Below are 24,316 nucleotides of genomic sequence, written 5' to 3'. Positions count from 1 at the left end.
GACGAGACGGGAGGTATGTTTCGGAGTCAAGGATTCTGAAGCAGCTTAATATGAATATTGGAACTCAACTCTTGATTTTGGAAATACCTATGGAATCTTTTTTTGGAAAAACAACCATTTATCCTGTACTGCTCAAGGACGAGGATGGACTTACACTGATTGACACGGGAATGCTCGGCCAATTGGAGCCATTACGCAAGGCTATTTCAGATGTGGGTGAGGATATCAGCCGCCTGAAAAGAATTATTTTAACACATCAAGATATTGACCATATCGGAAATGTTCATGCACTGCTGGACTTGCTGCCGAATACTGCCCTGTTAGCCCATAAGGATGACGTCCCTTATATGACAGGAGAGCGACCATTTGTGAAGCTAACGCCGGAACGGATTAATCAGTTGGATACTACGCTCAAGCAACAAGCAGAGGATCTGATTCGCCGCCTGCCAGATTTGCGCTTTGCTCATATTCTTGAGGATGGTGAGCATCTACCCTATGGTGGAGGAATACAGATTATACATACACCCGGCCACACGCCCGGGCATATCAGCTTGTATGTGCCCGCACAAAAGCTGCTCTTGGCAGCAGATGAGTTGCTTGTAGTCGAAGGTGAACTGGTCGGTCCCGCTGAGTCGGCTACGCCGGATATGCCACTGGCCCTAAAGAGCCTCGATAAACTGACTGTATTGGATGTTGATAAGGTACTCTGCTACCATGGTGGTTACTATGATCAGAATGTACAGGCACGTCTGCAAACATTAAGTCAGGAAAGAGAATAAGTCATTCCATGCTATAAATAATGATGTATGAAGAGCTATAATGAATAAATAGGCAGAAAGGAATGAGACTTTATGAATGAGAAAATAACCCGACTGTATGATGAACTGAAGTCACAGTCTTGGGACGGCCTGCTTGTGACCGATCCTAAACATATTTACTACCTGACGGGCTTTGCCAGTGATCCGCATGAGCGTTTTCTTGGTCTGGTGTTGCTTCGGGACCAAGAACCAGAACTGATCGTACCCGCCCTGGATGCAGAAGCCGCCCAAGCTGCTTCTTCTGTGACTCGTATATCCACCCACACCGATACGGACAATCCATATGATCTGCTTCGTCAACGCACAGGCACCGGTGTGAAAGCATTCGCACTGGAAAAGGAGCACGTCTCCGTCCTCCGTTACGAACAGCTACATACTGCCATTGGCGCGGCTCAATATGTGGACCTGGGTCCAGTGCTTCAAGAAATGCGTGTGAGAAAAACTCCTGAGGAAGTACAACGTCTGAAACATGCAGCTCGTTTGGTGGAAGATGCCCTTCGTCACGGTCTCACCCATGTGCGTGAAGGGGTGACGGAAGTCGAGCTGGTGGCCGAAATCGAATACCAGATGAAAAAAATCGGTGCAGATGGCCCGTCTTTTGACACAACAGTGCTGTCTGGACCCAAAACAGCCTTGCCTCATGGTGTTCCGGGTACCCGCAAGCTGCAACACGGCGATCTGCTCATGTTTGATATGGGCGTATATTCCGATGGTTATGCTTCGGATATTACACGTACTTTTGCTTTTGGAAAGCTATCGACTGAGCTCGAAACAATTTATAATACGGTTCTTCGCTCGAACGAAGCAGGAATTGCCGCCATTCGCCCGGGAGTTTCCTGCGCATCCGTAGATCAGGCAGCACGGGCTGTTGTTGAATCCGCTGGATATGGCCCTGCCTTTAACCATCGAGTTGGACACGGCCTTGGCATGAGTGTTCACGAATATCCATCTGTACACGGAGGCAATAGCGATCTGCTTCATGAAGGCTTCGTGTTCACAATCGAACCCGGCATCTATGTGCCAGGCCTCGGCGGTGTGCGGATTGAAGATGACGTTCTGGTCACCTCTGATGGTGTTGAAGTGCTTACCTCTTTTCCAAAAGAACTGACAGTGCTCGGATAAATCCATTTGCTATTCATTATATAAAAAGTATGAAAAAAGGAGGGGTAACCCCAAGCCATCATGGCTTTAGGGTTTGCCCCTCCTCTTCTATAAAGCTGAAATTGCGTGCAATGTACAAAATGGGTGTACCCGCCGCAGTCAATACAAATTTTAAGATGTAGGTGGTGAATAATATCTCGATCCATATCCCCCACGCATAACCGTAAAAGGCAATAGTACAGAAAATGAGCGTATCTATAAACGAGCTGATCATCGTGCTGCCATTGCCGCGAATCCAGAGCTGATGACGTTCCGGGAAAAACTTGCGAATCCAGGCGTACAGACGCACGTCCAGCAATTGACTGACTGCATAGGCTGTCAAGCTGGCAAGCGCAAGCCTTGGCAACAATCCAAACAGCTGTTGCATCGGGGTCTGGGCAAAATCCGTTGCAGTTGGCTCGAATTGCAGCACCATTTGCATCGTGACCGTCGTCATAATCAGAGTGAAAAAGCCGAACCACACAGCTTTACGCGCCTCTTTAGGCCCATATTTTTCATTCAGCAAGTCGCTGGCCATATACATAGAAACATACATCGTATTTCCCAATGTCGTGGTAATGCCGACCAGATCAATCGTTTTGGTTACCTGAATGTTAGCTAGTACAGTAGCAACACCAATCCAGGCGTACAGCCCTTTTTTACCGAACAACCGAAAACATAACAAAAAGAACATAAAATTGACGAGGACAAAAGCTGCCCCCCATAAAAGATTAAACATAAAATCCTCCTAGTTTTGATAGCGCGGGATGGTTGCGAACCGCGGTTCATCCGAAGCAAGCCGGAAAAACATTATTTTAATGTATCATAGATTAGGATTCGTGAACAGCTATAATTTACACTGTCCTAAGCCTAATATAAAGAGCCGACCTTAAGGTCGACTCTGAGTATTGAGGTGCACAGTGCACGTGTTACATATGCGATAGATGCGATATGAGACTGTAGTTTACACCATCTTGTCTATCTTTTACTTAAGAGTGCGCCGTTGCATCCAAATCCATACCTTGATTGTTGAACACGTCTTGATCGTTCTCTTTGAGCACCTTGCCTGAAATGAGACCTGCGGTAATAGAATCATTGACATTTAACGCTGTGCGACCCATATCAATCAACGGTTCGACTGAGATGAGCAATCCTGCCAATGCCACTGGAAGATTCATGGTGGAAAGCACGATCAGGGAAGCGAAAGTGGCACCACCGCCTACACCCGCCACGCCGAACGAGCTGACCGTAACGACTAGAATAAGCGTGAGGATAAAATCCCAGCTCGTTGGATCAATACCCACGGTTGGAGCAATCATAACCGCCAGCATCGCCGGATAAATACCAGCACAGCCGTTTTGTCCAATAGTCGCTCCCAAGGTCGCAGACAGATTCGCGATGCCATCGGACACACCAAGTTTTTTCGTTTGCGTTTCAACATTTAACGGAATGGTCGCCGCACTGGAACGAGAAGTAAAAGCAAAAACCAGTGTAGGCAATACCTTTTTCACATACGTCACCGGATTATAGCCGAACAAGGCCAGCAAAATAAGATGAATGATAAACATGACCAACAAAGCCACATAAGAAGCGAGCACAAACTTGATTAGCTTCAAAATTTCATCTGGATTGGTCGTAGCTACTACTTTAGTGATCAGTGCTAAAATACCGTAAGGTGTCAATCTCAGCACCAACGTTACAATCCGCATCACTACAGCGTACACTGCATCGATCACTTTACGGAAGGTTTGCGCCTGTTCCGGTTTTTTACGATCCAATCCGAGCACAGCCACCCCGATAAAGGCCGAGAAAATAACCACCGCCAGCGTCGACGTACGACGTGCTCCCGTCATATCCTCAAAAGGATTTGAAGGAATAAATTCCAGCACCTGCTGTGGAATGGTCATGTCCTGAACTGTTCCAAGGCGCTCTTCCATCTTCAAGCCCTGTGCTTGTTCCTTTTCTCCACCTTGAATCTCAATGGCCTTTAAATCAAATGACAGACTGGTTACAATACTCACTGAAGCAGCAATTGCCGTTGTAATCAGTAGTACTGCAATAATGGACACGCTGATTTTGCCAAGGTTCTGTCTTCCCTTCAAATTCATAATAGCCGAAATAATCGACACCATGATAAGCGGAATAACGACCATTTGCAGCAAACGGACATAACCATTACCTGCGAGGTTGAACCAATCAACTGATTTTGTAATGACCTCTGAGCCTGCCCCATAGGCATATTGTAGAATAGCCCCGTAGATCAGTCCGAAGCCAAGTGCGGCAAATACCCTTTTTGTAAAGGAGATGTGCTTTTTCTGCATCCAGACCAACACGCCGAGCAGTGCAAGCAGCACGATGACATTCAAAATAATAAAGAAGGTATCCATATATCATTTCCTCCAAACTTAAACGTAAGATGTTTTCTAAAGTGACCCTTCAATTCGAAGATTACTATATCACAAAGCCAACTATTTTTGTAGGTTTTATTGAAATAAAAATAATAAATCTGCTTCAGCCTTAGATTTATCAAAATGACAAACAGCAAGCCTTCGTAAGATGAAGGCTTGCTGTTTGTTATCCTGAACAGAGCGACATGTATTCAACTTAGCTGCCGGGGCTCTTTTCCACAACCGAGTTCGGAGAAGCATTCATGCCAGATGTAGATACTACTTGCGAATGCTCATCTTTTTCATCCACAAAGCCCATAAAATACGTAATTACGCCAGCCGTAACAAACGAAATCAGTATACCCACAATACCGTACACAAGCGTGGGTTCAGAAAATAAAGGTAAGCTGAGCAGCCCAGCAGACGTACCAATAGCAGTAAGCTCTGTTTCAAACAAACACATACAAGCCCCACCAACGGCTCCACCAATCATAACTGCTATTAACGGTTTTTTGAAACGGATATTGACACCATACATGGCCGGTTCAATGATTCCCAGCATGGCTAACAAACCTGTGGACGCAGCCAGCGTTTTGACTTTGGGATTTTTGGATTTAACACATACGCCAAATGTTGCGCCAGCCTGAGCGAAAGCCGCTGCAATGACCACGGGAAAAATATGATCGTAACCCAATGTTGTAAGCGAGCTGATCATAATCGGTAGCATTATATATTGCATGCCTGCAATAATAAGCAAAGACATCGCGCCTCCGAGCAACAGCCCTGTAAATATTCCTGCATTGTCAAACAACCAGCCTAGTCCATCCGATACATGTTGGCCGAGATAACTCCACAGTGGTCCGAAAGCGAACACCATCAAAGGTATAGTGATTATCAGTGTCAAAGTCGGGACAACCAATAATTTAAGTGAATAAGGGGTATACCTGTCTAACCATCTTTCGACACACGATGCTATCCAAACGACAACAAGTATGAGTACTATAGATGAAGCAGCTTGTGGGTCTATAACTGACAGACCGGCAAAACGTACCTCCTCACTTGACTGGAATAAACTTGTTAGTTGGGGATGGAATACGGATACTGCGATGGCTGCCGCAACAAATACATTGCTGCGCAGCCTTCTTGCCGCACTTGTCGCAACAAAAATAGGTAGAAAGTAATATACCCCATCGCTGATAGCCATTAAAATAGTATATACCTGCGGATCAGACAACAATAAACCGAAGGACATTAAAACTAATATAATTACCTTGATCATTCCTGCCCCAATCATTGCCGGCAAGATCGGAGTGAATACGCCTGATACATAATCTAATAGACGACTTATCAGATTGCCCCCTGTAGCAGCTCTGTTACTGCCGGAAGTTGGCTCTAGTTCATCTTCTCCTCTGACCTGCGAAATCATTTCTTTGGAAAGTAAATCCCCATTCATAACTACCTTTTCCCCTTTTATATGTATATTGAAGACCACTTTCGAACTTACCAAACCAAGCTTAGAAGAATATTGTCGTAAAAGCGGTATTCCTTATGCTACTTATATTACTTCTTTTTTACAATAGTTTTATAGAAGGAGTAATCTATTCGTTTTTATGCACCTGATAATTTACATCAAACTTACATCTAAACACCTAAGACCATAGTTATATATTTTTTGTTTTTTTTTGGGCAAATATGACTATTCAACCGTCTGTTAATTATGTAAAATAGGTCTAACCTACTTTTTAGTAAATCATGGATTACTTCCCTTTCACATTCTTGTTCCTTGAATACAGCTGAAATATACATAGAATCCGAACATTTTCAGTCTTTTCTTCAAGCAAGGAGAGGAAAACAAGTAGATCATGGCGTGTCTAGCATCTTATTGGACAAGCGGCCTACATCAAGCAGGGGAATTCGTCTGACTTTATTACCATCATGTGAGAGGAGAATTTTCATGAAGAGTTTTAATCGTTCCATTGGCGCGAAATTACGAATTATGTTTTTGCTGATTCAGCTCTTTGCATCCCTTTTGTTCAGCATCAGTTTCTATGCAATATCCATGAGTATCATTAATAACAGTGTCATGCCTCAGGTAGACCAATTGCTAGAAATTGGAGCTAAAAATGTATATCAGGATCTCAATATTTCCTTAGCTGTTCAGGCCGGGCAAGGAAGCGGTTCTGATTCCGGCTCCGCTATACAGATGGAATCCTATCTGCAGGACAAAGTCGATACCCTCAAATTAGAATCGGCATATATCGCGGTAGTGAAGGATGGTAAAGCCGAAGTCGTCGCACGGAATGTAAAATCAGTATACAAGGTCAAGGATGCACTCATTCCTGTAGAGGATGTAAAAAAGGCAAAACAAGGCGAGATGAATATCAGTGAAATATATAGCGATTCGTACGGAGTACACAAAACCGCCTTCTTTGCTATATCGGGTAGTAATTTAGTTCTAGGCGTGAACGAAGATGTTGGATTCGTACAAGAAAAATCCCAACAAATTCTATGGATTTGCATAGGTATTACAGTGGCAACACTCCTGCTGGGCGGAATTATTTCTACCCTCGTGATACGTAAAGTTGTAAAACCCATTGCTGAATTGGTTCGTCATAGCGAAAAAATTGCTCAAGGTGATCTTTCACAAGAAGCGAAGGTTCATGGCGTCAATGAAATTGCGCAACTTGCCCGCAGCTTCCAATCGATGTCTCATAACTTAAAAGAAATGATCGGCCATGTGCTTTCTACATCCGGTGCGGTTGTTGGAGGATCGGACGAGCTGCTTCGTCGGACTGAGGCTATGAGTGTAAAAGTCCAGGATTCTACAGTTGCCGCAGAGGAAATAGCAAAGGGCAGTACCAGCATAGCTACAGCTGCTGCTGAAAATGCGCAGGCTATGGAGGAAATCGCTCAAGGTGTTCAGCACATCGCCTCCTCTGCCAATGATGTATCCGATCAAATCAGTGAAGCGACAAAAGAAACGGTTAACGGTACTACGCTCGCTCAAAAAGCTGTAGCTCAAATGTCACAGGTAGGACATGCTGCCGATGAATCGCTTCGATACATCCATAGTATGAATGAGCGCTCAGAAGCCATTGGCAGTATCGTTTCGGCTATTTTCGATATCACGAAGCAAATTCAAATGTTGTCCCTGAATGCCTCCATTGAAGCTGCCCGTGCGGGCGAACATGGACGGGGCTTCGCCGTAGTAGCCGGAGAAGTGCGCAAGCTTGCGGAGCAATCTAAAGAAGCCACACAAGAAATTTCCGACTATTTGGTTACCATTCAAGAAGTATCGCAACAATCTGTGGACTCTGTGACCCAGGTGAGCCGTGAAATTCATTCGGGAACGGAAATGGTTCAACAAGCGAGCTCAGCCTTTAACCAGCTAAGTGAGCTTATGCAAAAGATCAATGCTACGATTCAAACGGTATCTGCAGCAACGGAACAAGTATCCGCCAGCTCGGAAGAAGTATCTGCTTCCGTGGAAGAGACAGCTCTCATCGCTGCCAATGCACAGCATATGATTCAGGAAATCGGATTAAATGCCGATGAGCAACTGAATGAAATGGAAAGCCACAGCGAGGTTGTTCGCCAATTAAGCAAACAAGCAACCGAGCTGCAAAAGGCTGTCCAAAAATTTAAAATTACGTAAGCCGATACCATAGAGGATTTTGCAAAATCCTGAATAAAGAGAGGTATCTCTCAGTCATGAAAATGGCTGTAGAGATACCTCTTTATTTTTAAGAGCGATTTAAATAATCATTTTATGAAGTTTATGAATTCATTCCCATCATACGATAAATTTGCTCCATATCTAAATGAGCCCGAACCACCTCTGCGACACGGTCAAACTCTCGTTCCTTGGCTTCACGTACAGTAAAAGTGCTTTCTAAAGGTGCCAAGCCCTTGGCTTGTCGCAATCCATCCAGCCAGCATCGGCGAAAACGGTCATTATCAAACACACCGTGCAAATAGGTTCCCCATATTTTACCGTCTGTCGTACCCCAGCCTTCCTCAAAAACTGTTCCTTCGCCACGCCGGATATGGAATAACCTTTTCATTTCGCTTAGTTTTAAAGTTCCATCTGTAGGTGCGTATGGTTCCGTAACATACTCCGTAACGCCCATATGTATTTCATAACCTTCAATGCTTGGCTTAGAGGCATAACCCGAATCAGGCGTAGCGCTAAGCAAAAGCGGACAATGATTAGACAGGGTTCCTTGTACGCGTACGGTTTGCTTTTCCTTCAAAAAGGTCGTGGACAGAGCCAGCCAACCTAACCCCTCTGCCTGCTGCGGCAACCCAGATTCGACGGCTTCGGGATCAAAAAGTGCGGTACCCAGCATCTGATAACCTCCACAAATGCCAACTAGTTGTGTGCAGCCGGTATTCATAGCCTGCCGAATGTCTTTCTCCAGACCTCTCTCACGCAATTCCAACAGGTCTCCAATGGTGTCTTTGGTCCCCGGTAAGATAATGGCGTCCGGTACGCCCAACTGTCCGGCTTCTGTGACATAACGAACACTCACATCCGGCTCTGCGGCCAGAGCATCCGTGTCCGTAAAATTGGAAATCCGCGGATATCGTATCACTGCAATATCCAGTTCTTTATCCTTTGCAGATAGCTTGGGCTTCTTATCCAGTACTACCGAATCCTCTGCTTCAATGCGAATGTCTGGTAGATAGGGCAATACACCGAGTACAGGAATGCCTGTCCGTTCCTCCAGCCAGTCTAATCCCGGCTGCAGCAGAGACAGATCGCCTCTGAATTTGTTAATGATAAATCCGCGGATACGCTGTACTTCATGGGGTTCCAGCAACTCGATGGTTCCTACGAGAGAGGCAAAAACACCGCCCCGGTCGATATCTGAAATAAGCAACACTGGAGCATCCGCCCAACCTGCCAGATTCATATTTACGATATCGCGGTCCTTCAAATTAATCTCTGCCGGGCTGCCTGCCCCTTCCATAAGGACAATATCATAGGTATCGCGCAACCGATTCAGAGCATCCATAACGGTCTGCTTGGCTTTTGGCAAAAAATCCCTCCGGTAATCGGAGGCGCTCATATAGGCATAAGGTACACCGTGTACAACAATTTGTGAGTGCATATCTTTGACCGGCTTAATCAGAATCGGATTCATGTCGGTCGTGGCCTCAATACCGCAGGCCTCAGCCTGCACCCCCTGAGCGCGTCCAATTTCCTTGCCGTCTTCGGTAACATAAGAGTTTAACGCCATATTTTGCGACTTAAACGGTGCTGGACGATATCCGTCCTGCGTAAAAATACGGCAAAGCGCAGTCGTCACCACGCTTTTGCCCACATCCGACGCTGTTCCTTGAAGCATCAATACGGCTGCCGGGCTCGTGCTGGACGGTTCGAAAGTTGACAATTGCCTCTTCCCCTTTAACGAATTCATTTCAAATCTGGTCACAACCCGTACAAAATGACAATAAACAACAATAAAACAGTCTCCAGCAATTCGTTTAAAGTTCCGTATATATCTCCCGTAAGTCCACCCAAGCGGCGGTTAATACGGTTTGCCGTGAAGGTTCCAACACCGTAAGCCAAGAGCGGAATCAACACAAAACCTATCGAGATTGGAAGGCTTTCAGAATATGAAAGCAAGGTTTGTAAGCATGATCCTGCCAACGACAGATTCCCAGTATCCCTTGTTGCTGTAGCCAAACCTGCCAGAAGATATTGTCCTACGGCAGCACTCAGGGTCACTAATACAGCCCAGAATACGGCCAACCCTACGCGGCCACCACTCATATCAGCAAAACGCGCAGCCAGTCCATCATCATTACGGGCTTTAGGCCAGCGCTTCATCGCATGTACCATAAACCAGCGGCTCCAAACCATCGGAAGCAGCAGCAAGCCAGACACATTCCGTTCAACCAGCACCGTATATAGCAAAGAAGCCTTGAGCATGAGCAGCAACACGCAAGCAATAACGCCCATTGCCCCTACACGGCTATCCTTCATAATCTCCAGCATCCGTTCACGGGATCGGTAGCTGAACAAGGCATCAGCTGCATCCATCCACCCGTCCAAATGCAATCCACCCGTCAACCAGACCCAGACAACAAGAGTAAGAATCGCACACGGCAACGGCGGCAGCACCATAGAAGCGAGCGCCGCAAAGCCCCAGACGATGATGCCAATGACCACTCCCACCAGCGGATAATAACTTGCACTGCGTTTAAGCAAATCCGGGGAAAAATCCAATTCCGCCTTCACCGGAAGACGCGTTAAAAATTGAAAAGCAGCAGCAACAGCCTGACGTTCGCGGCTCATAGCTTATATTCCAGCCGTTTGAGTTCTACGGGAATACCCGCCGTCACCAAAAATACTTCATCACAAAGACGGGCAATCCGCTGATTCATAACCCCACTCAAATCCCGATACAGCCGACCAAGCGGATATTCGGGCACAATACCGTCACCAACCTCGTTGGTCACGATGACAAGCTGCCCCGGATACTGCTCCACAGCTGCCGTCAGTTCATTAATGGCAACTTTGGACGCAGCTTCGCCGTCCTCGCCTGCGGCCAGCAGCACGTTCGACAGCCACAGGGTCAGGCAGTCGACTAACACCATAGGCGCGGGTGATGGCTGCGACACTTGATCGCCGCCAAGCCGTCGCAGCAGCTCCGGCAGCGCCTGCGCTTCCTCCAGCGTCTGCCAGTCGTACCCGGCAGACTCGCGCTGGACCCGATGAAGGGCGATGCGCTCCTTCATCTCCATGTCGTAGGCTTGCGCCGTTGCAATGTAGCAGGCGCCAGGCGCGCGCGACATGCATAATCGCTCGGCAAAGCCGCTTTTCCCGCTGCGTGCCCCGCCGGTCACGAGCGCTTTCATCGCTGCGCGGCTCCCTGACCGTCCGATACGCCTGCATCGGCAAAGGTCGCCATTTCGCGCATAATGCGGCACGCCGCATCAATCAGGTGCAAGCTAAGCGCACCACCTGTGCCCTCCCCGAGCCGCATGTCCAAATGAAGCATGGGCTCCAGCTTGAGCTGGCAGAGCACCGCCGTGTGCCCGCGCTCGTCCGAGGCGTGCGAAGCGAGCATGTACGCAGCGCTTGCAGGCGCAAGTGCACGCGCTGCGAGGGCAGCTGCGCCGGAAATAAAGCCGTCCAACACGACTGGACAGCGATGTGCGGCTGCGCCGAGGATAACTCCTGCCAAGGCGGCAATCTCCAGACCGCCGACCTTAGTGAGCACGTCGAGCGCATCATTTGCATCTGGCTGGTTCACGTCCAATGCGCGGCAGACAACCGCTATTTTGCGGGTAAGCCCAGCCATATCTACACCCGTTCCCCGGCCTACGATAACTTCCGGCTCCAGCCCGGTGAGAGCACATACGACCGCAGCGCTGGCTGTGGTATTCCCGATGCCCAGCTCTCCAGTAACGAATAGCCGTGTGCCACCTTTGACCGCTTCTGCTACAGCTTCAGCTCCGGCCAAAACCGCCTGTTCCGCTTCCGTACGCAGCATCGCTGGCCCTTTAGCTATATTCGAAGTACCCATGCGTATCTTACGGTTCAACAGATTCGCGTGAGCGACATCCGCATTCACGCCAACATCTACCACCTTGACATCTGCGCCCGCATGGCGTGCCAGCACATTAATTGCTGCGCCACCTGACAGCATGTTATACAGCATTTGCTGTGTAACCTCAGCCGGAAAGGCACTGACTCCCTCTTCACACACCCCGTGATCCGCAGCCATGACCATAACCGTTTTACGATCGAATTCAGGCTTATCCACTCCTGTAATTCCTGCTAGCTGAATGGCCACACTTTCCAACTTTCCAAGACTTCCCGGTGGCTTTGTTAATTGGTCCAAATGGGCTGAAGCTGCCGAGGCCGCCACCCCATCCGGCTGGGCAATGCTATCGATCAGCTGACGCAGCTTGTCGTTCATACCTTCCACTCCCTGCTCTTTTTAAGTGTGTTTCATCGTTTATTTAATCTGCTGTATCCGAAGCGCTCCTGCGCAGCAAGAGCTGCGGCACACCGCTATCAGGATGCGGAAGCATCACAGGCTCAACACCGTATACTCGTCGAATCCGATCCTCAGTTAATAACTTCGATGAAGCTCCCAATCCTTCAACCATTCCATCCTTGAGTACAAGCAAATCTTCGCAAAATTGGGCTGTCAAGTTAAGATCATGCAAGACCGCAATGATCGTCACACCCGTTTCTTGGCGCCAATCTGCCAGCAGTTCCATAAATTCAAGCTGATAGCGCAAGTCCAGATAGGTCGTAGGCTCGTCCAGCAGCAATATTCGTGGCTCCTGCACCATTACTTTTGCTAAAGCTACACGCTGTCGCTGTCCCCCACTCAAACGGTCTAATGCTCTGTCCGCCAGCGTGGTAAGACCCAATCGCTCCAGCACGCGATCCGCGATCGCCTCCACATCAACACCCTTTTCCCTGCCTAGCCAGTCCTGATGGGGAAAACGTCCCATTTCTACGACTTCCCTGACGGTGTATCCCACGGGAGGAAGCCCTTCCTGTTGGAGTACGGCTATGAGTCGGGAAAGCTCTTTCCTGCTGTAGCTACCGACCTTTTTGCCATAGATATGAACGTTTCCCGAAGTTGGCTGATCTACACCGGAAAGCAAATGCAACAAGGTCGATTTTCCACTGCCGTTCGGACCAATAATCCCCCACCAAGTTCCTTCGTCGACGCTCCAGCTTATATTTTTTAAAGCATGGAACTCTCCATAGGCACGTGTCAGACCCACTACCTCTAATGCCCGATCACGCACCTTCTGTGATTCACTTTGTTCTGTCACAGCAGTCCCCCCCTGCGCAGCTTCTTGTTTCGGTACAGGAGATATGCGAAGAACGGTGCCCCAACAAAGGCCGTCATCACGCCCAGAGGAATTTCTGTGGGGGCTAACAATGTGCGAGCCGCCGTATCTGCCCAAGCCATAAAAACAGCTCCGCCGAGCGCAGATAATGGAACAATCATACGGTAATCAGGACCTGTCACCAGACGAATGATATGCGGTACAACGAGTCCAACAAAGCCAATCACGCCACACACCGAGACAGCGGCTGCTGTCAGCAGCGTGGAAATAATCAGAACAGATAGCTTCGTCGCATCTACATGAACTCCCATGTGCGCCGCCTGACGTTCACCCAAAGCCAAAATATTCAGCACACGTGCCCGGTTCCATAGAAATACCAGCCCTATGACCACATAAGGTAAAAGGATTCCTGTATATGACCAACCGCGCAGACTAAGACTTCCCATCGTCCAGTACAATATTTCATTGACCGTCTCCTTCGACATGGCTGTCAGAAAGGAAACAACCGCTCCCAGAAAGGATTGCATCACCACACCCGACAAAATGAGACTTTGTGTCGGAATTTTCCCACCTTCCCGTGCCAACGTCAGCACCATCCACAGCGTAAGCATTCCGGTCGTAAATGCCACTAGCGGCAGCGTCCATATGCCAACAAATGAAAATTGAAGGCCCCAATAAATCAGTACTGCCGCTCCTACCGAAGCCCCCGAGGATACCCCCAGTGTATACGGATCAGCCAAAGGATTACGCAGCACACCCTGAAATCCGGCTCCCGCCAGCGCCAGCGCTGCTCCTACCAACATTCCCAGTAACACTCGTGGCAATCTGACCTTCAAAATAATCTGCTCTGAGGATGTATTCCAATCCGGTGTAAACGTATCGCCTAACCACGGTAGGTGGTTAACCAGAATGCCCGTGATTTGGCTGACCGGAAGCTTGGCCGAGCCGATGCCAAGACAGAGCAGCAGCGTCAGCAACAGCAGGACAAGACCTGTCCCTCCAAAGCCGATCAGTTTACGGTTCATTTGAAAATTTCAGGATACACGCCCTTGGCCACTTCCTTGAGACCTTCCGTTACGCGTGGACCCGGACGACTGATCAAATTATCATCCACGGCAAATACCCGGTTGTGGCGAACAGCCGATATTTGATCCCATCCACTGCGAGCTTTAATGATATCACCGAGCGTCTGGCCCGTTTTGTCGTCCTTGACACTTTTGCTGTACAAAATCACGTCAGGGTTCGCAGCAATAATATTTTCTTCACTAATTTGGTACCACCCCTTCTGCGTGGCACCTACATTTTCGCCGCCCGCCAACGTAATCAGCTCGTCCATAAACTCGCCTTTACCCACTGTCCAGCCTGGTGAAAACTCGACGTATACCCGCAGCTTCTGCCCTTTACCGATATTTTTAATTCCTTCTTTTACTTCTGCTACATCTGCTCTCATCTTGTCAGTCACCGCTCTTGCTTCTCTCTGATGATCGGTGATTTTCCCATACAATTCGATGTTAGCCATGACATCTTCCACTGTCTTCGGTTCCGTTTTAAAAATCATAATTCCCATGTCGCGCAGCTTGGTCGTAGCCTGTTCACTAAGTGATATCCCTGCAAAAACGACTTCCGGGTTCGCAGCAATGATCGCCTCTTCGTTTGGTTTCATAATACCGCCCACTTTAGGCTTTTTCGTAGCTGCTTCCGGGTAATCAGAGTAGTCGGAGACGCCGACAATTTCCTTATCCAGCCCAATGGCGAACAACGCCTCGGTTTCTGCCGGGGAGACGGAAACGATTTTATCCGGCGCTTTTTTGAATGTAAATTCCTGTCCTGTTGCATCTTTAACTGTGAGCGGGTAAACCGTTTTGCCCGGAGGCTCTTGTGCGTTTACTGCCTGTCCCGGCTGCTGTGAAGAAGCCTGACCCTCTTTATTTTCTGCATTTTTTCCATTAGCGCCACATGCACTCAGCACAACTGCCAAAATCAGAGCCAATAGACCTGTTGTCCACACCTTTATTTTTTTTCCTGCCATGATTTGCACCCCTTCATAAATAAATCGTTAAGAGCGTTACTTGAACATCATCAGATATCTTCTAAATCTAGCCTTCTTTTCCTATCAAAAACCCCCGCATCCTCATATCAGGACACAGGGGTCACGTTAGCGCAGATCGTGCGCAGGCGGCAGCTTCTTTCCGCATGGACAGTCACTGCGAACACGTCATCCTTTCCTCGAAGGATTATGGTGACAGGCGGACGGGCAGGTATCCTGACTTATGGTAAAATACATGTCCTGAAATTCTTTCATATGCTTAGTAACATTTAAAGAGGACTAACGGGCATGTTTCCATTTACAGTGGCGGGACCGCGCCGGATTCACACCGACTTCCCTTTTAACAGCGCAGGGAGGGAAACCATAGTTTCATCACGCTGCGCCGACCTCGTCTGCTGGATATTTGATGTAGTGGTAGTCAAGCCGTTCTTTTACTTGATGATTATAGGTTAAAATGAGGCGGCTTACAACCCAAACAGCCTCTTTATCCGCTGGTGTCTAACCTAATGAGGAAGCATTTCCGCTATGTAATTGTGCGGTCCTGCCAGCCTCAATTGAATCCTTAATGCTTCTCCCGGCTTCGGATTCAGACTCCAAAAATCATGGCCCGGTATCAGCATGCAAGCTAGCTGACGAATTACGCCACCATGCGTAACGACCAAAACAGAGGGCGACGTAGCAGTCAAATCCATGGGTTGAACTTCCATAGCAACACGCCATTCATACAGAGAGTCAAGAAATTTGCGCAGACGATTTACAAAATCTGTCCAAGACTCTCCACCAGGTGGGGTGATCCGTTGCGGCTCATCAATCCAAGCCCGATACAACGACACATCCTTGAGCATGTCATACGTTTTTCCATCCCACTCGCCAAAATGAAGCTCTCGCAGACATGGTTCCATCATAGGAGGCATAGTAGATAGGGAACGCCCAGACGTCAACTCTGATTCCGGCACAATGATCTGCAAGGTCTGGCGACATCGCATTAAGTCGCTGCAATAGATTCGAGCAAAGGACTGACCTTGCAATTTTTCCTGCAAAGGCTTTAATTCCTGCTCTGCCCCCGGTAGCAAACCTAAGTCGGAGTGTCCCAGATATCGACGTTCCTTGTTCCATAAGGTTGTGCCGTGACGAACTAACACGAGCTCCATATCCCAATGCAGATCTTCTTTAGCATCATACGGCACCTTATCCTCCTGTGAGTTCGGTCTTTGTGCGTATTCTACTGTCCTTTTTGCTGCTATATCTTGTTTCAAGAAATGTCACTTCCTGCTCGATCATTATTCAGTGTGTCACTCCTCACCCTCACCGCACCCATCCCAAGGCAAAACAACCTGCGGCTCCTAACAAACACAATCCTACAAACATACTGGACACGGCGAACATCAGCTGGATCGTATGCCGTATATCTTTCGACTCTAGCGGTCGTATCCAATCCCCCATGTATGCACGAAAGGAGCGCACGCCATGATACACATTATATCCTCCAAGACGAATCCCCAATGCACCAGCAACAGCCGATTCCGGGAAGCCACTGTTCGGACTTGGGTGCAGACGAGCGTCTCGCTTGACTGTGCGCCAGCTTCTTGCAGCATCTCGTTTGTACATCCACGCCGCTATCACAAGCATTGCCGCTGTCAGGCGTGCTGGAATGTAGTTAGCCACATCATCTAGACGTGCTGAAGCCCAGCCTAAATGCAGATACTTTTCATTTTTGTAGCCAACCATGGAATCGAGCGTATTCACAGCACGATAAGCCAGCGCCAAGGGTGCTCCCCCGATCAAGGCATAAAAAAGCGGGGAAATAATCGCGTCCACGATATTTTCAGCGACCGTTTCAACCGTACCGCGTACAATCTCAGGCTCATCAAGTTGCTGCGTATCCCGCCCGACTATCATGCCCAGCTCCCGCCGTGCCGCAGCCAGGTCATCCGCCTGCAACGCTCGGTAGACTGCCATTCCTGCATCCTTTAGTCCTTTGGAAGCAATCGTGGTCGCAATCAGCACTATTTCTGCGCCGACAGATAACCACGGATGAATCCAGGCAAGCAATTGCAACAGCGCCCAGGCGAGCGCAAAGGAGCCTCCCGCCACAATGAGTGGAAGCAGTATACCTGCACGTTTCAGCCCTCGGTCACTTCGGACCTGGCAGCGAATCACTTTTTCCAATGCTGAAATGGCATGTCCCATACCGATGACTGGATGCGGCAACCACCTCGGGTCACCGATCAGCCTGTCCAATAGATAGGCTGCCAGGATAATCAAGCTAACTGTCACGCCGCTCCTCCTCCTCCAGCACTTCACCCAATACAGATAGCAGCCTGTCGTTGGCTTCTGCATCCTTGACCGCAATCCGAAAATGGCTCGTCGTCAGTCCCGGATACATAGCACAGCTACGTATAAGAACTCCGCGTTGTCCAAGCGCCTGCTGAATAGCCGATGCACTCCACGTACCCGGCGCCCTTGCCAGCACGTAATTGGCTTCACCGGGAACGACACCGCAGCCCCATTCCGCCAAGGCGGTCAACAGGCGGTTGCGCTCCGCAGCAATCAGCTCCTGTGTTTGGCGCTCATATGCTTGCCCACTTCTCAAACACGCCTCGCCAGCCAGCAACGCCAATCCATTCACACTCCAGGTCACCTGTTTGGCCGTCATTCGCCGGATATAGTCTGGATGAGCAATCGCATAACCCAATCGTAGGCCAGGAATGGCATAAAATTTGGTCATTGACCGGATCAAAATCACATGAGGATAGCGATCCAGCACAGGCAGCAGTGAGATTCGCCGTTCCAGCGGAATAAAATCAATGAATGCTTCATCCACCACCAGCACAGTACCCGTTGTGCCAGCCGCCTCTGCCAGCTCGCACAGCTCCTGCTCACTATATTGGACGCCATTTGGATTATTCGGCTGCCCGAGGAACAAAACATCTACCCGCTCCATGAGCTGAAGGATGTCCTCCACGTCCGCCTTCCATTGAAGCGAGGCCTTCCCATACACCCGGTTGACCTCGGCTCCGAATTTGCCAGCCAGCTCGGCATATTCCGAAAAACACGGCTCCACTGTACCCACACGCTTAGGAGCTAGTCCCAATAACAAGAGCGCCATGCTCTCAGCCGCTCCGTTTCCGATACTTAACGACTCCGGTGGAACATGCAGTCGCCGTGCGAGCATATTTTTAAAATTCCGATGCCCAGGGTCTGGATAGCGAATCACAGTGTCAAATGAGTGTTGCAGCGCCTCAAGCACCTCAGGCGGTGGACCAAGCGGATTAATATTTGCACTAAAATCTACAAAATCAGCAGCAGTCCCGCCAAATGTCGCCGCAGCTGTTTCCCTGTCCCCGCCATGACCGTAAACCTCTATCATTGCCTCTCATCCTTTCCGCCCGTTTCCAATCATTTAGCTCCATTATGAGGCTGCTTTTTGCGTCCCGTCAATGCAAATGAGCTTTTGTACATGGCTCACTTGGGTTACAATAGAAGGAGGCACACATAAAATTACACAGTTTATATACGGAGGAATGGACATGCTGTTCATCGACAACCAGGGGATACACGATCCAGCCATTAATCTTGCTATTGAGGAATACGCGCTCAAGCATCTACCGCTGGACGACAGCTATTTGCTGTTTTACATTAATCAGCCTTCTATTATTATAGGCAAGCATCAAAATACCATTGAAGAAATCAACGCCGAGTTTGTCAGAGATAACAATATTCAAGTCGTTCGTCGCCTGTCCGGCGGCGGTGCTGTATATCATGACCTCGGTAATTTAAATTTCAGTTTTATTACCAAGGATAACGGGGAGTCCTTTCATAATTTCCTCAAATTTACGCAACCTGTGATTGATGCTCTGCGCCAAATGGGAGTAGAAGCTGAAATGACAGGCCGCAACGATCTGCAGGTCGGAGAACGTAAAATTTCAGGAAACGCCCAATTTGCCACACGCGGACGTATGTTCAGCCACGGTACATTGATGTTTAACCTGAATCTGGACAATGTGGCTGCATCACTGCATGCCAATCCCGAAAAATTCAAATCCAAAAGCACTAAATCTGTCCGCAGTCGCGTAGCTAACATCAGCGAACTGATGGACCGTGAGATGACCATAGAGCAATTTCGCGAGGAACTGTTGCGTTTCATATTCGGATCAGAATTGGATCAAGTACCTCAATATAAGCTCACCGATACCGATTGGGCCAAAATCCATGAAATATCCAAAGAACGCTACCAATCGTGGGATTGGAACTACGGTCTATCCCCCGAGAGCAATATCAAGCACACACGTAAATTTCCAGTCGGTATTATTGATATCCGCATGGATCTTAAGGAAGGCTACATTCGTGATATTAAAATCTATGGGGATTTCTTCGGTGTGGGTGACGTTGCTGATATTGAAAATATCCTGCGCGGCAAGCGTTATGATGAAGGTGAGGTACGTCAAGCCTTATCCTCTCTCGATTTGAAGCACTATTTTGGTAATATTGAGTTGGACGATTTTGTTGGACTTGTATTTTTGGAAGACTAACCGTTACTTTTTCCCATCGTTTCAAACCAATACTTCAGTGGTTATAAGGGGACAGGCTCTTATAGGAGCCGTCCCCTTTTCCTTGCGATATTGTCATTTTGAATATTATAAGATACAATTTTAGCATTGCCCCATGATAGAGATAAAGGAGAGAATACCGATATGTATAAATTAATTGCCATTGATATTGATGATACACTCATTAACGACCAGAAAGAAGTTACACCAGCGACACAACAGGCATTAGAAGCTGCTGTAGCGAAAGGTGTGGTGGTTACCCTCGCTACTGGACGAGCTTATGCCTCTGCACACAAAATTGCTCGCCAGACTGGTTTGAACGTGCCGATCATTACGTATCAAGGAGCTTTGGTTAAAAACCTGCTGGACGAAAACGTGCTGTATGAGCGTTATGTTCCACTCGTGGCTGCACGTCGTCTGTATGAATTCTGCGTGGAACGCAATCTGCATCTACAAACGTATATTGATGACAAATTGTACACACGTGAAGATAATCAGAAAATCAAAGATTACACGGAGCTGAACAACACGGAATATTTTGTAGAGCCTGTATTCAGTAAAGTTATAGAGCAGCCGGCTCCTAAATTGCTGATTATCGACGAGCCGGAAGTGTTGGATGAATTAATTCCTGAACTTCGCGTACTGCTTGGCAATGAAGTTCACATTACAAAATCCAAGCCTCACTTTCTGGAAATTATGCACCATGAAGGCACCAAGGGTCACGCGCTTACCTTCCTTGCAAACCATTTTGGCTGTGAACTGTCGGAAACGATTGCCATCGGCGACTCTTGGAACGACCATGAAATGCTTGAATGCGCTGGTCTCGGCATAGCGATGGAGAATGCCATTCCTGATTTGAAGAAGCTGGCTGATTACATCACTCGCAGCAATAACGAAGATGGTGTTAAGCACGCCATCGACAAATTCGTACTCAATGTTGAATAAGCAAAAAGTGCCTGCTCCCATAATTCTTAAATGAAGTAATACAACAACAAAGCCTCCAAACTGTCGCATGATCAGTAACATACGACAGTTTGGAGGCCTTTTCTGTCAGATCATATAATAACCTGACCGCTATAAAATATCAGGCAGCAGAACGTAACTTACGCCTGTTCACCAAACGGATAATTCCATTGTTCATAAGGATTAGTCCGGTCACAATGAGCAGCACCCCAACCAGCATCCACCAGCTTACATGCTCTCCATACAACAACGCTCCCAAGCCCACCGCAATCGGCGGTGATATATACAGCCACGTCGTCGGAAACAGGGGATTTGTACGCTCCATGAGCCAGTAGAACAGTGTATGTGCAATCATCGAACCAAACAGGATCAGATAGAGTAAAGACCCCATGGCAGGAAGGTACTGCCACCCCTCAGAACTCCACGGTTCCGTGATCGCAGACAGTAACAGCAGCATCCATCCCCCATGGATCATTTGCGCCGCATTCAGGGCAATCGGGTTCGTTTCACGAAATACATCCATCACTCGCTTGGAATAAAGAGCTCCCCCTGAATAACACAGCTCCCCCAGCAAAATAACAAGGCATCCCGCCAGCCACAGACCACTGATCTGAACCGCCAATCCGGGCAGCACAACCAGCACCACACCAAGAAAGCTGATCATGCAGCCAACGACCGTAATCCGTGACGTTTTTTGCCGTAGCAGTACAGATTGCAAAATGACGATCATCATCGGCCCGGTAGCTGACAGAATAGCTCCGATCCCGGAGCTGACATATTGCTCTGCCCAATACAAGGCCGAAAAGGTACCGAAGGTCGTTCCTGCTCCAATCAGCAACATTTCCTTACGCCATAATAACGACCATTTCACCTTTCCGGTCAGCTTCATAGCAATAAATAATATCGCACCTGCGGCGAAAAAACGTACCCCTGCCGATAAAAACGGCGGAAGCCCGGCTTCCACTCCCACTTTTATGGCCAAAAACGTTGTGCCAAAAATAAGACACATTACTGTAAACGCGATCCCAATCATGATACGTCCCTCTCCCTTCAGTTGCTTTTAAGCATACAGGGAGACGAACAGAACAGTTGTATAACTACAGAACAGTTGTATACGTTTTTGAAGTGCTATATAGTACAATACACACAAAGGAGCGTGGATAGCATGGGTAAGAACAACAGCGAACTACTTTTTCCAGCCGATCATGCCTTAAAGCTGTATGAGCAGGTTATCCATTATGTAACTGTGCGGATCGATCGCGGGGATTGGCAAACAGACATGAAGCTGCCGTCCGTACGAAGCTTGGCTCAGGAGCTGGGTGTACATCGGCTAACTGTTTTCCGGGCATATCAGGAGTTGAAGCAACGAGGACTGGTCTATGTAAGGGACAAATCAGGATATTACGTTCATGCTTCCCAAGCGACTGGACATGCAAAATATGCTGGCTACTCGAGACATACGTCCATAGACCTCACGATTCACTCCAAATCTGCCCATGCGGCAGATGATCCGTCAGTTTCAGCCTGGAGAGGAATGGATGGACTTACCCGCGTTCAATCAGTGAATGCGAATTTCCAGTTTTCCAAAGCGCTGATTGACCCCTCTCTCCTGCCCAACCGATTTTGGGGAGAGCTGATGATGCAGGTTTTTGAAAAGCATCCGAAAGTAGCAGCCACCTATTCCGCTGTACAGGGTGATACCGAGCTTCGGGAGGCCATGGCGCAGCATTTTAGCGTGGATAAGCATTTTGCTTTATCACCAGATGAAGTGATGATTACCTCGGGAGCACAGCAAGCCATTGATTTAATTGCCCGATCTCTGCTCCATACAGGAGACCGTGTATTGATCGAACGCCCTGCTTATGGCCCTGCCATGGAAATATTCCGCAGACAAGGCGCACGTCTGACCATGACTGATATTCGACCAGAAGGATATGATATGGACCAGATTGAGTGGTGCATGAAAACGGAAAAACCACGTCTCTTTTATATGAATCCAACATTCCACAACCCGACGGGCTTTACGGTCCCCGATGAGCAACGCAAACGACTGCCAGAACTAGCCGAGCGCTACGGCTGTCTCATTGTTGAGGATGACAGCACCTATGACATCAGCTTTGGGCAAAAGCCCCCTTCTCCGATTTTCGCCTATGATGTTTCGGGAAGCGTCGTCTACATTCGAAGTTACAGTAAATATGTCGCACCCGGTCTACGAATCGCAGCCGTGACCTGCCGACCACAGCTCATGAACAGCCTGCTCAACGTCAAAGCGTTGGTGGACAATGGATCGCCACTGCTGAATCAAAAGCTGTTTTTACAATACTTTCAATCTCCACGTATGCAGCAGCATATTAAAAAGCTATGTATTGCGCTCCAAATTCGTAAGGAAACGATGGAAAACAGTCTCCGCGATTCCGGTTGGACATGGACCAGTCCGGCAGGGGGACTCAACCTGTGGCTCCAGCTGCCTTCTGCGTTAAAACCCAATGAACTACTTTCCAGAAGTGTACATGAGTCTGTTTCCTTTGTCCCCGGCAATGTATTTGATCCCATCGGCGCAGAGGGTAAAACGCATGTACGGCTGTCCTATTCATACGCCAACGAGCTACAAATCAAAGAAGGAATCTCCACCCTTCTACGTATCAGTCGAACGATGTGAGGGTAAGGGGCACCTTTATTCTAACGGCAAACTCATACCGGTGTGTGCCAAGCTAATCCCTTCCAGAAGCCCATAGTTGCGTGTGACATCCACATCATGGGACATATGTGTAAATACTGTGCTTTGGGGTTTAAGCCTTCCTATAAGCTCCTGAGCCTCCAGCATGTCGTATACGGAACGGGTGGCATACTCGGCCTCCTCATGATAAAAACTCGTTCCCAGGACGAGCAGATTCAGATTGTGCAAGGGCAGGATTTCCGCCTCATTTAATCCAATCGAATCCGAACAGTAGGCCCACGAGAAGCCGTCCTTTTCCAGACGATAAGCGTAGGCATATCCGTTCTTCCCGTGATTCACACGCCATCCCCGGATATTCCACCCGCCAAGTTGGGCTCCCTGATCTACTGGAATAAGATCCAAATTTCCAGAGAGCCAGGAAAATTGCCGCAAGATCGTGTCGATCACTTCCTGTGGCGCGTACAATCGACCTCTGTTCCCAGTCCAGCGACAGGCATCTGCCCATTCTGGTAATCCTCCAATATGGTCAAAATGTGCATGTGTCACAAGAATCGTAGGGATAAAACGCAGATCGCGTAATTCTAGCTGTCTGCGCCAGTCCGGGCCACAATCAATCATAAAGTCCTCCGTCTCGCTTTCGATCAGCACAGACGATCTCAATCTTATGTTCGCCCCTGTCGTGCGAGCTTCTGTGCATACGAGACAATCACAATATACACGCGGAACCCCCATTGCATCCCCCGTGCCAAGAAAAATAAGCCGATTCATGGTTTAACTCCTATCTATTTGGGTCTTTTTACTACTATTATAACGAACAGACCGATTCTACGTAAATCATCTGCATAAATCCTTCCAGCGTCCAACGCCAAAAGGAGCATGCCCAAAGCCGTGAAATCAGGCTAGAC

21 protein-coding genes and 1 riboswitch are annotated in these 24,316 nt (G+C 48.2%); of the genes, 6 read left to right on the top strand and 15 right to left on the bottom strand.

The genetic code is table 11. The features are described from left to right. Positions 1–50: 50 nt before the first annotated feature. Together NSQ57_RS07015 and NSQ57_RS07010 are read left to right on the top strand one after the other, a co-directional pair. Positions 51–779, top strand: a complete 729-nt coding sequence (locus NSQ57_RS07015) for an MBL fold metallo-hydrolase (RefSeq protein WP_069012553.1) — start codon at positions 51–53, stop codon at positions 777–779. 72 nt (positions 780–851) lie between these two features. Further along, on the top strand, positions 852–1,940 hold the full coding sequence (locus NSQ57_RS07010; RefSeq protein ID WP_069012552.1) for a Xaa-Pro peptidase family protein: 1,089 nt from the start codon (positions 852–854) through the stop codon (positions 1,938–1,940). 58 nt (positions 1,941–1,998) lie between these two features. On the opposite strand, the gene NSQ57_RS07005 is transcribed toward NSQ57_RS07010, so the two are convergent. The 3 genes from NSQ57_RS07005 to NSQ57_RS06995 all read right to left on the bottom strand — a co-directional run bounded on the left by NSQ57_RS07005 (position 1,999) and on the right by NSQ57_RS06995 (position 5,798). After that, complete coding sequence (locus NSQ57_RS07005; RefSeq protein ID WP_165144939.1) at positions 1,999–2,697, bottom strand: queuosine precursor transporter; 699 nt, start codon at positions 2,695–2,697, stop codon at positions 1,999–2,001. Between the two features lie 250 nt (positions 2,698–2,947). Beyond that, positions 2,948–4,345 (bottom strand): L-cystine transporter, encoded by a 1,398-nt coding sequence (locus tag NSQ57_RS07000; protein ID WP_029516398.1) that lies wholly within the window; start codon positions 4,343–4,345, stop codon positions 2,948–2,950. A gap of 217 nt (positions 4,346–4,562) precedes the next feature. Further along, entirely contained in the window at positions 4,563–5,798 is a 1,236-nt protein-coding gene (locus NSQ57_RS06995) for a PTS transporter subunit EIIC (RefSeq protein ID WP_342425840.1), read from the bottom strand. A 501-nt stretch (positions 5,799–6,299) separates the two neighbouring features. Here NSQ57_RS06995 and NSQ57_RS06990 point away from each other — a divergent pair. Then, positions 6,300–8,000: a methyl-accepting chemotaxis protein gene (locus tag NSQ57_RS06990; RefSeq protein WP_318626855.1), complete on the top strand. Its 1,701-nt coding sequence runs from the start codon at positions 6,300–6,302 to the stop codon at positions 7,998–8,000. 121 nt (positions 8,001–8,121) lie between these two features. Here the strand turns inward: NSQ57_RS06990 and NSQ57_RS06985 are convergent, their stop codons facing one another. The 10 genes from NSQ57_RS06985 to cobD form a co-directional block, all read right to left on the bottom strand. Continuing rightward, positions 8,122–9,741 carry a cobyric acid synthase gene (locus tag NSQ57_RS06985; protein ID WP_342425839.1) on the bottom strand — a complete coding sequence of 540 codons (1,620 nt, stop codon included), beginning with the start codon at positions 9,739–9,741 and terminating at the stop codon, positions 8,122–8,124. Positions 9,742–9,779: 38 nt separating this feature from the next. Continuing rightward, positions 9,780–10,649 carry an adenosylcobinamide-GDP ribazoletransferase gene (cobS, locus tag NSQ57_RS06980; RefSeq protein ID WP_341039096.1) on the bottom strand — a complete coding sequence of 290 codons (870 nt, stop codon included), beginning with the start codon at positions 10,647–10,649 and terminating at the stop codon, positions 9,780–9,782. Continuing rightward, positions 10,646–11,212, bottom strand: coding sequence for a bifunctional adenosylcobinamide kinase/adenosylcobinamide-phosphate guanylyltransferase (cobU, locus tag NSQ57_RS06975; protein WP_342425838.1), 567 nt, complete (start codon positions 11,210–11,212; stop codon positions 10,646–10,648). The genes cobS and cobU overlap by 4 nt, the downstream gene beginning before the upstream one ends. Next, a complete protein-coding gene (gene cobT / locus NSQ57_RS06970; protein WP_342425837.1) occupies positions 11,209–12,279 on the bottom strand; it encodes a nicotinate-nucleotide--dimethylbenzimidazole phosphoribosyltransferase in 1,071 nt (356 codons plus the stop codon). Before cobT ends, cobU begins: the two co-directional genes overlap by 4 nt. Positions 12,280–12,322: 43 nt before the next feature. Continuing rightward, complete coding sequence (locus NSQ57_RS06965) at positions 12,323–13,156, bottom strand: ABC transporter ATP-binding protein (RefSeq protein WP_029516391.1); 834 nt, start codon at positions 13,154–13,156, stop codon at positions 12,323–12,325. Beyond that, complete coding sequence (locus NSQ57_RS06960) at positions 13,153–14,199, bottom strand: iron ABC transporter permease (protein WP_029516390.1); 1,047 nt, start codon at positions 14,197–14,199, stop codon at positions 13,153–13,155. Before NSQ57_RS06960 ends, NSQ57_RS06965 begins: the two co-directional genes overlap by 4 nt. After that, positions 14,196–15,203, bottom strand: coding sequence for a cobalamin-binding protein (locus tag NSQ57_RS06955; protein ID WP_029516389.1), 1,008 nt, complete (start codon positions 15,201–15,203; stop codon positions 14,196–14,198). The genes NSQ57_RS06960 and NSQ57_RS06955 overlap by 4 nt, the downstream gene beginning before the upstream one ends. A 206-nt stretch (positions 15,204–15,409) precedes the next feature. Next, positions 15,410–15,602: riboswitch (cobalamin riboswitch) on the bottom strand. A gap of 122 nt (positions 15,603–15,724) precedes the next feature. Beyond that, entirely contained in the window at positions 15,725–16,477 is a 753-nt protein-coding gene (locus NSQ57_RS06950; protein ID WP_029516388.1) for a histidine phosphatase family protein, read from the bottom strand. Positions 16,478–16,526: 49 nt separating this feature from the next. Next, positions 16,527–17,498 carry an adenosylcobinamide-phosphate synthase CbiB gene (gene cbiB, locus NSQ57_RS06945; RefSeq protein WP_318626864.1) on the bottom strand — a complete coding sequence of 324 codons (972 nt, stop codon included), beginning with the start codon at positions 17,496–17,498 and terminating at the stop codon, positions 16,527–16,529. Continuing rightward, entirely contained in the window at positions 17,488–18,591 is a 1,104-nt protein-coding gene (gene cobD / locus NSQ57_RS06940) for a threonine-phosphate decarboxylase CobD (RefSeq protein WP_342425836.1), read from the bottom strand. Before cobD ends, cbiB begins: the two co-directional genes overlap by 11 nt. Before the next feature lie 160 nt (positions 18,592–18,751). On the opposite strand from cobD, the gene NSQ57_RS06935 reads away from it, so the two are divergent. Beyond that, positions 18,752–19,753, top strand: a complete 1,002-nt coding sequence (locus NSQ57_RS06935; protein WP_029516385.1) for a lipoate--protein ligase — start codon at positions 18,752–18,754, stop codon at positions 19,751–19,753. 162 nt (positions 19,754–19,915) lie between these two features. Next, on the top strand, positions 19,916–20,716 hold the full coding sequence (locus tag NSQ57_RS06930) for a Cof-type HAD-IIB family hydrolase (protein ID WP_029516384.1): 801 nt from the start codon (positions 19,916–19,918) through the stop codon (positions 20,714–20,716). A 139-nt stretch (positions 20,717–20,855) separates the two neighbouring features. On the opposite strand, the gene NSQ57_RS06925 is transcribed toward NSQ57_RS06930, so the two are convergent. Continuing rightward, complete coding sequence (locus NSQ57_RS06925) at positions 20,856–21,767, bottom strand: EamA family transporter (RefSeq protein WP_029516383.1); 912 nt, start codon at positions 21,765–21,767, stop codon at positions 20,856–20,858. A 132-nt stretch (positions 21,768–21,899) separates the two neighbouring features. On the opposite strand from NSQ57_RS06925, the gene NSQ57_RS06920 reads away from it, so the two are divergent. After that, positions 21,900–23,393 carry a PLP-dependent aminotransferase family protein gene (locus NSQ57_RS06920; protein WP_342425835.1) on the top strand — a complete coding sequence of 498 codons (1,494 nt, stop codon included), beginning with the start codon at positions 21,900–21,902 and terminating at the stop codon, positions 23,391–23,393. A gap of 15 nt (positions 23,394–23,408) precedes the next feature. Here the strand turns inward: NSQ57_RS06920 and NSQ57_RS06915 are convergent, their stop codons facing one another. Continuing rightward, positions 23,409–24,179 carry an MBL fold metallo-hydrolase gene (locus NSQ57_RS06915; protein WP_029516381.1) on the bottom strand — a complete coding sequence of 257 codons (771 nt, stop codon included), beginning with the start codon at positions 24,177–24,179 and terminating at the stop codon, positions 23,409–23,411. Positions 24,180–24,316: the final 137 nt, after the last annotated feature.

Source organism: Paenibacillus sp. FSL L8-0502 (assembly GCF_038593055.1).
Taxonomy (GTDB): domain Bacteria; phylum Bacillota; class Bacilli; order Paenibacillales; family Paenibacillaceae; genus Paenibacillus; species Paenibacillus polymyxa_D.
Note: the sequence above shows the minus strand (reverse complement) of the source record. Positions and strands in the feature narration are given on the sequence as shown.